This window comes from candidate division TA06 bacterium, assembly GCA_004376575.1.
In the GTDB taxonomy this organism is placed as follows: Bacteria; Hydrothermota; DG-26; order E44-bin18; family E44-bin18; genus E44-bin18.
In genome coordinates, this window is the sequence record SOJN01000052.1 from 1 (window position 1) to 10,236 (window position 10,236).

At 49.7% G+C, this 10,236-nt stretch carries 8 protein-coding genes and 1 tRNA gene; 3 read left to right on the forward strand and 6 right to left on the reverse strand.

Annotation, left to right across the window (positions count from 1 at the left end; genetic code table 11):
• The 6 genes from E3J62_04190 to E3J62_04215 all read right to left on the reverse strand — a co-directional run.
• The coding region (locus E3J62_04190) for an NAD(P)-dependent alcohol dehydrogenase (protein TET46440.1) at window positions 1-285 on the reverse strand (285 nt) is incomplete at its 3' end.
• A gap of 335 nt (window positions 286-620) precedes the next feature.
• Window positions 621-713: transfer RNA gene (locus tag E3J62_04195), tRNA-Ser, on the reverse strand.
• 191 nt (window positions 714-904) lie between these two features.
• Window positions 905-2,755 carry an amino acid permease gene (locus tag E3J62_04200; GenBank protein TET46441.1) on the reverse strand — a complete coding sequence of 617 codons (1,851 nt, stop codon included), beginning with the start codon at window positions 2,753-2,755 and terminating at the stop codon, window positions 905-907.
• Window positions 2,756-2,878: 123 nt separating this feature from the next.
• Entirely contained in the window at window positions 2,879-4,741 is a 1,863-nt protein-coding gene (locus E3J62_04205) for an amino acid permease (GenBank protein ID TET46442.1), read from the reverse strand.
• Window positions 4,742-4,780: 39 nt separating this feature from the next.
• The gene (locus tag E3J62_04210; protein TET46443.1) at window positions 4,781-5,854 is read right to left on the reverse strand and encodes a phosphotransacetylase family protein; all 1,074 of its coding nucleotides are present in this window, start codon (window positions 5,852-5,854) and stop codon (window positions 4,781-4,783) included.
• The gene (locus tag E3J62_04215; GenBank protein ID TET46444.1) at window positions 5,836-7,971 is read right to left on the reverse strand and encodes a CoA-binding protein; all 2,136 of its coding nucleotides are present in this window, start codon (window positions 7,969-7,971) and stop codon (window positions 5,836-5,838) included. Before E3J62_04215 ends, E3J62_04210 begins: the two co-directional genes overlap by 19 nt.
• Before the next feature lie 214 nt (window positions 7,972-8,185).
• Between E3J62_04215 and E3J62_04220 the strand changes: the two genes are divergently transcribed.
• The 3 genes from E3J62_04220 to E3J62_04230 all read left to right on the forward strand — a co-directional run.
• On the forward strand, window positions 8,186-8,860 hold the full coding sequence (locus tag E3J62_04220) for a discoidin domain-containing protein (protein TET46445.1): 675 nt from the start codon (window positions 8,186-8,188) through the stop codon (window positions 8,858-8,860).
• Window positions 8,861-8,936: 76 nt separating this feature from the next.
• Window positions 8,937-9,194, forward strand: a complete 258-nt coding sequence (locus tag E3J62_04225; protein ID TET46447.1) for a hypothetical protein — start codon at window positions 8,937-8,939, stop codon at window positions 9,192-9,194.
• 537 nt (window positions 9,195-9,731) lie between these two features.
• Window positions 9,732-10,236, forward strand: a 505-nt coding sequence (locus E3J62_04230) for a hypothetical protein (protein ID TET46446.1), incomplete at its 3' end; no start/stop codon positions are given.

The following is a 10,236-nucleotide window of genomic DNA, read 5'->3' on the forward strand; positions in this document are numbered from 1 at the left end:
GTCCCCGAATACCTCATCACCTGGCTGAAACTGCTTTACGTTTCTGCCAACCGCTTCAACCCGCCCCGCTATGTCAGATCCGAGTATCTGCATCTTCGGTTTTAGAAGACCGTATAGAAGGCGATTCACGAACGGCGTACCTTGGAGGAGACGCCAGTCCCAATCATTTATGGATGCCGCATGAACTTTTATCAAGACTTCATTTTCCTTGGGAGTAGGTTTTTCTATCTCTTTGAGCTGAAGAACATCAGGCGGTCCGTATTTTGTGTATAGAATTGCTTTCATAAGTATTTCTCCTAATTTACTTTGATCCGGTGACTTTAGGTGTAGTTCACCACAATCTATCCTATAAGTTTGCAGAACCTAACAATTAATATACGTATTTCTCTTTTTCTTGGGTTTTGTACATTTCTTAATTTATATTAAATATCCAATATCGTAAAGTATGTAACGAGGTTAGTGGCGGAGAGGGTGGGACCGACTTCGCTCCACCCAACTCCGATGCACGATGTCTCCTCCAGCTTCGTCGGTTGAAATTCGAACCTGTCAACTGGCGCAGCCACACTTGTCAGACGTAGCCAAGAAAGGCGAAGTCTGACGAAGCTAACAAGAGTGTAGTGTGGCGGAGAGGGTGGGATTCGAACCCACGGTCCCCTTCTCAGGGGACACGCGATTTCCAATCGCGCCCCTTAGGCCAACTCGGACACCTCTCCACTGATCCCGTGCTATCCTAGCACAGGAGGTACAAAGTACAAAGAGCAAAGTGCAAAGGGAAAAACTCAGATCCCTGAAACAACTACCCTTCGTACTTCGCAATTCGTACTTCGTACTTTGTGTTAGGGGAATCAGGATGGGAAGTCCTTCGTACTCTGCAATTCGTACTTCGTACCTAGGTTGGGAGGAGTTAGGCGGTGGGTGGCGTGTGTCTCGTTCTTTCGCCCAGAAGAATAAGGTCTCTCAACTCATCTTTGCTTCGGGCTTGCATCCATTTCTCTTCGAACTTCGGCAATCGAGCAATCTGCGCAATTGCTGCAAGAGCACGGAGATGGAAGTTGCGCTCATCCCTTGTGCCCACAAGAACGAACACCGTGTGAACCTTGGGACCTCCTTCATAGAACTCGATGCCTTCACGGCTCCTGGCGATCACGATACAGAACTTCTTTTCACCTTCAACTATGATGTGGGGAATCGCCATACCACTGCCGATTACTGTACTCGACTCCTCTTCCCTCGCGTGCAGCAGGTCATAAACGAGCTCTGCATCAATTCCCAGATTGTTGGATACTTCCTGTGAGACTTTTTCCAGGAAGTCTTCGAGTCCGCACCGACCTTCGATGTCCAGAATTGGACATTCCTTTATGACATGGTCAAACCTGTCCTCAACTATCTCATCTCTTTCTCTCAGAATGTCTTTCAGTTCCGTCTCCAGAGAATACCCTGTCAGCTCCTTTGCCGAAACACGCTCAATTATTCGCAAAAGAGCAAACTCCTTGTAGGACCTTGGACGTACATACGCCAGGTACCAGCCGAACATCACGAAACAAAAGAGTACTGCTATTGTGATCGGCACTACTCCCATTCTGACTATCAGAAACAGTCCGCCCAACCCGCCAGCAATCTGAGTCCATGGATAGAGAGGTGATTTGAACTTTGGCTGGTAGTTCAGAATCCTACTCTCCCGCATGAAAACAACTGCCAGGTTTGCCATAATGTACAGGGCAAGGAGGAGAGTAGATGCAATTCTTACAAGCATCTCCAGTCTGAGGAATAGCACCGAAAGCAGCATAAACCCGCCCGTGAAGAGTATTGCCATATGAGGAGTGCCAAAGCGCTTGTTCGCTCTCTGGAAAAAACCGGGCAAGATGTGGTCTCGGCTCATGGCCAATGGATATCTAGAAGCAGACATGATCCCGGCGTTGGCTGTAGACACAAACGCGAGAAGGGCAGCAAGGGCAATGATTCCTGCTCCCATCGGTCCGGCAAATATGGTCGCAGCCGCAGAGATGGGCGTCAGTGAATCATAAAGTTCAGCACCCGAGAGTACTCCCACAGTTACGAATATGACTGCAGCGTACAAAACTGTTACAACCAAAAGGGACAGAAACATGCCCAGGGGGAGATTGACGCCAGGCTTCTTTACCTCCTCGGCAATGCTGGCAACCTTGGTTAACCCACCGAAGGATATGAATACAAAACCAGCAGTCGCAAACACTGCCCCCGCGCCTTGAGGAGCGAAGGGTGAGAATCTCTGAACCATCACATTGGGGATTCCGCGAAAGACGAAATAACCAAGTACTCCTATCAGTATGACTACAAGGAGAACCTGCGAATTCCCCGCTTGTTTTGCCCCAAGAAGATTGATTAGAACGAACGCCACGCAGAGACAGGCCGCTATGATTCCTATGGGGATGGTCGTCAGAATGGCCGCATAGGCGGCCATTCCAGTCAGGGCAAAGGCGCCCTTAAGACTCAAGGAAAACCAACTGGCAAATCCACCAATTGTTCCGACAGCTGAACCCATGCTCCTGGATATGTAGAAGTAGTCACCGCCGGCCTTGGGCATGGCGGTCGTCAACTCCGCCTTGCTGAGCAGAGTGGGAAGTGCAATCATGCCGGCAATAACATAGGACAACACAACCGCAGGCCCCGCCCTCGCCGCTGCAAGCCCAGGCAAAATAAAAAGCCCGGAGCTTATCATTGCTCCAGACGCTATGGCAAAAACATGAATCAGGCCTAACTCACGCTTGAGAGCCATGTGGCTATTCTACCATACCATTCTTCCCCCGTCAACTTTCAACCGTGATACCTTTTCTCACCTCCGGCCTTGCTCAGTCCTTCGCACCTTGGCCTTCGTACTTCGTACCTGGGTTGGGAGGGGTTAGGCAGTGGGTGGCGAGTGTCTCGTCCTCTCGCCCAGGAGAATGAGATGCCTTAACTCATCCTTGCTTCTGGCCTGCCTCCATCTCTCATTGAATCGAGGGTAGCGCACTATCTGCGCGATTGCTGCCAGAGCACGAAGGTGGAAATTGCGTTCATCTCTTGTGCCCGCAAGAACGAATATGGTATGGACCTTCGAAGCTTCATCGTAGAAGTCTATACCCTCCCGACTTCTGGCAACGACAACACTGAATTTCTTCTCTCCCTCTACAACAATGTGAGGAATTGCTATGCCTTCACTTATCACTGTGCTCGATTCTTTTTCCCTTGCGTGCAGCATATCGTGTATGCGGCCCGCATCGATTCCCAGACGCTTGGATAACTCTTTTGAGACTATCTCCAGGAAGTCCTCTAGTTTGCATGGGCCTTCAACGTCCAGAATAGGACACTCTTTTATCAGATGGTCGAATCTATCCTCAACGATATCATCCCGCTCGATTATGATATCTTTCAGCTCATCAGGCAGAGTAGTGTCAACCAGTTCTCTGGAGGTTAGTCGTTCAATCACGTGTATCAAGGCAGCCTTGCGTATCGCTCTGCTTCTGGCGTAAGCCAGATACCATACTATCGTGCCTACCACAAAAAGCCCAGCAATCGCCACCGGAACTGTTCCCATTTTGAAAATAAGAAAACCATACACGATGATGCCAGCTATTTGAATCCAGGGATAAAAAGGAGCCTTGAACTTTGGTCTATAGCTCTGTATCTTGCTCTCTCGCATTACAATGAGTGATAGATTCACCAACAGAAACAACAGGATTTTCAGAGTAGATGCTGTCTTGACCAGGTTCTCCAGACTGAGGAATAGGATAACTGCAATCATAAAAACGGCTGTAAGAACGATGGAAAAGTGAGGAGTCCTGTATCTTGCATTCATTCTTTGAAAAAACGCAGGCAGAATTTGATCTCGGCTCATAGCCATGAAATCGCGGGAGGCGGTCATGATACCGGCATTGGCTGTAGTAATAAAGGCGAGAAGGGCAGCAATGGCTAATACAGCACTGCCCGCGTTCCCCATGAATGTGCTTGCGCCGAGCGAAATCGGTGTAAGAGAGCCAGAGAGCTTTGCGGAATCAAGCAGGCCAACTGTAGTGAAGACAACTATTACATAGAGAACCATCACAACAAGGTAAGCAAAAAACATCCCTAGAGGTATGTTCCGTCCAGGATTGTCTATTTCTTCTGCAACACAGCATATCTTTGTCAGACCACCGAAAGACACAAAGACAAGGCCTGCAGTAGCGAAAACCGAACCAAAGCCATTAGGCATAAAAGGAACATATCTCTGTGGTTGAATAAGAGCGAACCCGCGAAGGACATACAGACCGAGTATGCCCATGAGAGAAAAAACTAATGCTACCTGGAGTCTCCCGGGATGTCTAACGCCAATGATATTGATAAGCATGAAGACGAGACAAAATCCTACGGCAAAGAGTCTTACCTGGATGTCTGTAATGCCGGGAGCAACCAACCTCGCAAATACGCCCATTCCGACAAGAGCAAACGCGCTTTTGAAGCTCAAGGAAAACCAGCTTGTAAATCCACCTACGGTACCCACTGGGGTCCCCATACTCCTCTCAATGAAGAAATAGACTCCCCCTGCTTTGGGCATTGCAGTAGCAAGCTCTGCCTTGGCAAGCATGGAAGGGAAGACGAGAATGCCAGCCAAAGCATAAGAGAATATCGCAGCAGGCCCAGCCTTTGCATACGCGAGGGCAGGTAAAATAAAAAGTCCGGAGCTTATCATTGCTCCAGACGCTATAGCGAAAACATGAACTGCTCCGAGCTCACGCTTGAGTTTCATATGAGCATTTTATCACACCGCTCATCGGAGGTCAAATCACTAAGTAATCCCCAGCGCCTTGAACAGGTCCTCATAGTTGAACCATTTATCAAGCAGTTTCCTAGCCCTGTCTATCTTCTCTTTCTCTTCCAGTCTGACTGTCCCCATGAGCCTTTCCACTCTCTCGGTCGCCCCGAGCGTGTTCGTTCTTACCGAAATCAGTGGGACACCAGCCCGATGAGCGCTAGCGATCACTTGCTGGCTGGGTATATGACCTCCGGTCAATATCATGCATTTTGTGGGGGTGTCCAGCGCGGCCATTATCATTTCCGTCCTCTGTCCTCCGGTTATCAGGGCATTGTTCTTTATCTTCCTTAAGTGCTTCTGTGCGCTGGGTGCGTCCATAGCACCAATCTGGAAGCTCTCCACAAATTCATCGACCTTCTCCTCCGCGCACAAGATTTTCCCGGCAAGAACTTCTGCCAGCTCTCTGATGGTGACGGAACCGAGCAGGTCATCGTGGGGTATGACCCCGAGTACCTTTATGTCGTTCCTTTCCAGATATGGAGACACGAACTCCATAATGAACTCCCGGGATTCCATGGATATATTATTTACCACAACACCCAAAAGCCTATCCTTAAGCATCAACCTCGCAACAATGATTGTGTCCACGAACGTCTCGTCCTTTAGAAAATCACGTGAGTCAATCAAAATCACTCTTGTGTCAAGATTCTGCGAAACCTCAATGCCGCCGATACCCAGAAAGAGTCCGTCAAACATGTTTCCCGCCCCACCCACAATGACCACATCCTTATCCTTGGATATCTTGCCGAATGTCTCAACAACCTTGTCCATCAGACCAGGACTCTCACCTTTCAGGCCGTCGAGCAACAGGTCCCTTGTAAGCACGACAGGACATATTTCTTGAAGAGGCTCTTTTAAACCCAGGACATCTTTCAGGATACACGCGTCTTTGTCCACGATTGCTCCGTCAACCGTGGTGGCAAGCCTGCCGAAAGGCTTGAAGTATCCTATTCTTTTGCCCAGCTCCTTCAGTTTAAGTCCTATACCCAGGGCGAGAAGACTCTTGCCCGAGTAGTCTGTGGTTGACATTATGTAGATACTTTGCATTCTTCTTCCTCCTTTATTATCATCCTGGCATCCACGGCCACCGCCCCCTGGCCTTGAGGCAGAACCATGAGCGGGTTTATGTCTAACTCCGCGATGACCGGAATGTCCATGACCAATTGAGAGAGTCTAAGGATGCATTCCACAATTGCATTGATATCTGATGGTGGTTCTCCACGCGCGCCTTCAAGGATAGAATAGGCTCTTATCTCTCTTATCATCTTCCTTGCTTCATTCTCGCCGACAGGGGCAATCCTGAAGGAGGTGTCTCTCAACGTCTCCACATATATTCCACCAAGTCCGAACAGCAGAAGCGGGCCAAATGTTGAATCACAGCTCATCCCCAGAATCATCTCCTTGCCACCCTTTATCATCTCCTGAATGTTCACCCCCTCAACCAGATACCCTTGAGCCCGGGAAGTCATTTCCAGAAATGAGAGCCTCACGTCGTCAGGATTATCGAGCCCGACGGCCACTCCTCCGAGGTCTGTCTTGTGAAGAATATCCTTTGCCGCAATCTTCATGACCACAGGAAGACCTATTTTCTCTGCTGCGTTGACCGCATCTTTTGACGTCCTCGCCAGAATAGTCAGAGGTGTCCTGAATCCGTAGGCTCGAAGCACCTTCCTGGCAACAGTATCGGCTATTTCGGTCCTCTCTTCATCAAGAGCCTTCCTTAGAGCCTCCATTGCCTCCTGCTTGTTCACCTCGAAGTTGACAGGTTCTGACCTGGGAGAGGTCAGCCACCTGGAATAATCCGCCATCGCTCTGAACGCATTCACCGCACGCTCGGGATAGGAGTAGTTCGGCACAGAATGGCTCTTCAAAACCACCCTTCCTTTTTCAATGCTCGCCCTACCCATAAAAGAAGCAAGTATGGGTTTCTCGGTCTTCTCGGCAAGCCCTCCTATCAGCTCTGCAGTTTCCTCCACCTGAGTCGCGGCCTGTGGAGTAAGAATGAAGATAGCTCCATCAACATTCTCATCTTTCAATACGGCATCAGATGCTATCCTGTATCTCTCCACATCGGCGTCTCCTATCAGGTCCACAGGATTATTCAAAGACACTTCCGGAGGCATCCTTTCCCTGAGATAGGTGACAGTCTCACTCGAGAGCTGAGGTAGCGTTAGACCCAACCTCTCTGCGGCATCTGAAGCCATTATCGCTGGTCCGCCGGCATTTGTCACAATTGCCAGGCGAGAACCTTTGGGGATCTGCTGGTTGGCAAACCCGGCTGCGATATCGAAAAGCTCCTCTATGCTCCTCCCACGAACGATACCAGTCTGCTTGAACGCAGCCATGAAAGCCTTCTCCGAGCCAGCAAGTGAACCAGTGTGAGACGAAGCCGCTCTCGCACCTGCCCTCGTCCCCCCTGCTTTTGTGAAAACAATGGGTTTCTTTCTATTTATCCTCTCCGCAGCTTCGAGGAAACGCCTTCCATCTTTGACGCCTTCTAGATAACCTACAATAACCCTTGTCTCTTCGTCCTGAGCCAGGGCCTCCATGAAATCCACCTCTGTGAGGTCTGCCTCGTTGCCCATGCTTATGATTTTGGAAAAACCTATGCCCATGCCAAGCGCCCAATCCAGCACGGCAACGCATAGAGCACCAGACTGAGACATAAATGCCATGTGTCCCTTCCGGGGCATGTCTCTGCCGAACGTTGCGTTCAATCCATTATGGGGGTTTATGATTCCCAGACAATTCGGGCCCATTATGCGCATGCCAGACTCCTTGGCCATCCGCGTAATCCTGTTCTCAAGCTCAATACCTTCGCGTGAACCTATTTCCTTGAAACCAGCAGTAATGATGGCACAAGCTCTGCAGTCCTTTGATATCAGATCGTCCAGCACCTGAGGAACAAAGCGCGCGGGGACCGCAACTACGCCCAGGTCTATCCGGGACTCAACCGCTCTCGCTGAGGGATAGCAGCGAAGCCCGAGAATCTCTTTCGCCTTGGGATTTACAGGAAATATCTTTCCCCGGTAACCGAAGGAGACCATGTTCTTGAGCACACTGTGACCCACCTTCTCGCTGTCCTGAGAGGCACCTATCACTGCCACAGAGTTCGGCTCAAAAAATGCGCGTAGACTTGTATCTGTCTTCACTGGCGCAGCCATTCTTGCTTCCTCTCCCTGTCTATAGCCAGCTATAACGACAGTATATTCATTAACATACCCCTGTCAATCCGTTTCCCACGTTCATAATTGGGTTGACTCCTCTGTAAGCTAATCTCAGCTTAGTTTTCGCTTGTTGCCTGGTCGAGTCTGTGGTATAAGCTAGGTTGCGTGTAAGCGTGTCCATCCTTTGATCAGATAGAAGGCAAAAAAGAAGATGCGCCATCGATTTCAATCTGTTCTGCTCACATTGATATGCTGCGGTTGTGCATCCCGTACCCCGTCGCTTTCTCAAAAAATCAGTAGTATTATGCCAAAAGATGCTGACTTCAGCTTTAGAGCGCATGAGGGGTGGAGCACGAACCTTTTGAAAGGAGTCAGGCTGGCTGAGACCACAGCTCAGGATGCTGCTCATGAAATCACAAAGATTATGGACGGCGAACCCTCTACGACGTGGACAGGGAAAGGCTACGGTCACAAGCCAGAGTTCACATTCGATCTTGGCCGCACAATAGAATTCAACAGGCTGGTTATCTTCAATCGGCATACCGATGCCAGAGGGACTGGGGGAGGCAACAACGCAGCCAGGGACCTGGTCATATACGGCTCAATTCCAGACCAAACGGACACTTTCTTCGTTGTTTGTGAGACCACCCTGCCGGGTCCAAGAGCCCAGTGTATAGAACACGAAGGCCGGCGCGCATGCTTCTTTATCGACAACACAGAACCAGTAGTCATCAAGCTGCCCAAGACACGCGTTCGCCTCTTGAGAATCCAAATCCTTTCAGCCTATTGGACTTCCTCAGCCGAGAGCAATTGGCCATCAGAACTGTCCTACGCTCTTTCTGAAGTAATGGTATTTCTCGCTGTTGAAAGTCCTGATACTCGCTAGTAGAAATCCTTTTGAATGTCGCGTAGATGTTCTCCACATACTGCCCTACTTGAAAGGAGGTGATTAGAGGATGGAGATGCCGAAGGGACCATTTTGCCAGAGTTGCGGCATGCCCATGGAAAAGGATGAGCACTTCGGGACCAATGCCGAAGGAGCCAAAAATGAGGAATACTGCACCTATTGTTACCAGAAAGGAAACTTCACCGAACCTGACATAACCTTGGACGACATGACGAAGAAGGTGACCCAGATGATGAAACAAAGGAACATGCCGGCCGACACGATTGACAAGGTAGCGAAGTTCATCCCCATGCTCAAGCGCTGGCAGTCATAGTCAAGCCCAGATAGAAAACACTCTACGACGCCCGGCCAAAATCTGCACCGGGCGTCCCTCACTTCTTGAGGACGAGACATTCTGTGAGCGTTGACTGCAAAGCCAAGCTCCAGATCAAGCCTAAGTAGCGACATGACGACATGTGCACAATTGTCAACATGTCGTCGCGGAGGCTATTGCCAGGTCGGTCAGAGGGATTCTATGGGGAGCGGCGTCTCTAGAGGGGTAACTTACATAACCTTCAGCCTATTAGGGACTACTGTGGAAATGTGCAGATTGCTGGATGGCTTGCCATTTTCACGTGACGACATGTGCTCAATTGTCAACATATCAACACATTGGTTCAAGCGTGGGGATGGGTATGTGCACGGCTCATAGTGCCAGTGGGGTGTTGACAGCAGGGGTGGGGTGGGATAGAATCGCTCATGGGAAGTGATGCGAATATCGTCTTTGAGGAATCGAGCGCGGAGCGAAACAATGTCAATGTCTAGATTTCGATACGCGACCCCATACCGATTCCGGGGAAAGAGGAGAATTATGAATAGGATCCTCATGTTGGTCGTACCGGGTATCCTTTTGAGTGCTGCGGCTGTGTTTGCGCAAGCCCCAAAGGTCACACATATCTACCCAGGTGCTGGGATAAGTAAGCAATCTATTACCACTCGCGTATACGGGGACAACTTTCAAATCCCGCTCGTTTCGTCGGTCAAGCTCATAAGGTCTGGCTACCCGGATATAGAAGCTGATTCAATAGATGTCACATCACAAGTATGCCTGACCTGTAACTTTGACCTCCTTGGCAGTTCAACCGGATTGTATGGGGTTGTTGTAAGAAATGCCTCCGGTTCAGATAGCCTCCATGGATGCTTTACTGTGTACTCAGCATCCGACTCTCCCTATGTTTGGGTGAAGACAACTGTAGGTTCTGGCAGTGACTGGATGTATAGCCTCACAGTAGGTGACGGCAACAATGACGGCGAGATTGAGGTGTATGGTGCGAATTGGGGTTCCACGATCTATCAGTTCAAGTGGGATGGAATGG

Coding starts and splice junctions, on each gene's coding strand:
- E3J62_04225 (TET46447.1), top strand. CDS start 8,937: ATGCCGAAGGGACCATTTTGCCAGAGTTGCGGCATGCCCATGGAAAAG.
- E3J62_04205 (TET46442.1), bottom strand. CDS start 4,741: ATGAAACTCAAGCGTGAGCTCGGAGCAGTTCATGTTTTCGCTATAGCG.
- E3J62_04215 (TET46444.1), bottom strand. CDS start 7,971: ATGGCTGCGCCAGTGAAGACAGATACAAGTCTACGCGCATTTTTTGAG.
- E3J62_04210 (TET46443.1), bottom strand. CDS start 5,854: ATGCAAAGTATCTACATAATGTCAACCACAGACTACTCGGGCAAGAGT.
- E3J62_04200 (TET46441.1), bottom strand. CDS start 2,755: ATGGCTCTCAAGCGTGAGTTAGGCCTGATTCATGTTTTTGCCATAGCG.
- E3J62_04220 (TET46445.1), top strand. CDS start 8,186: ATGCGCCATCGATTTCAATCTGTTCTGCTCACATTGATATGCTGCGGT.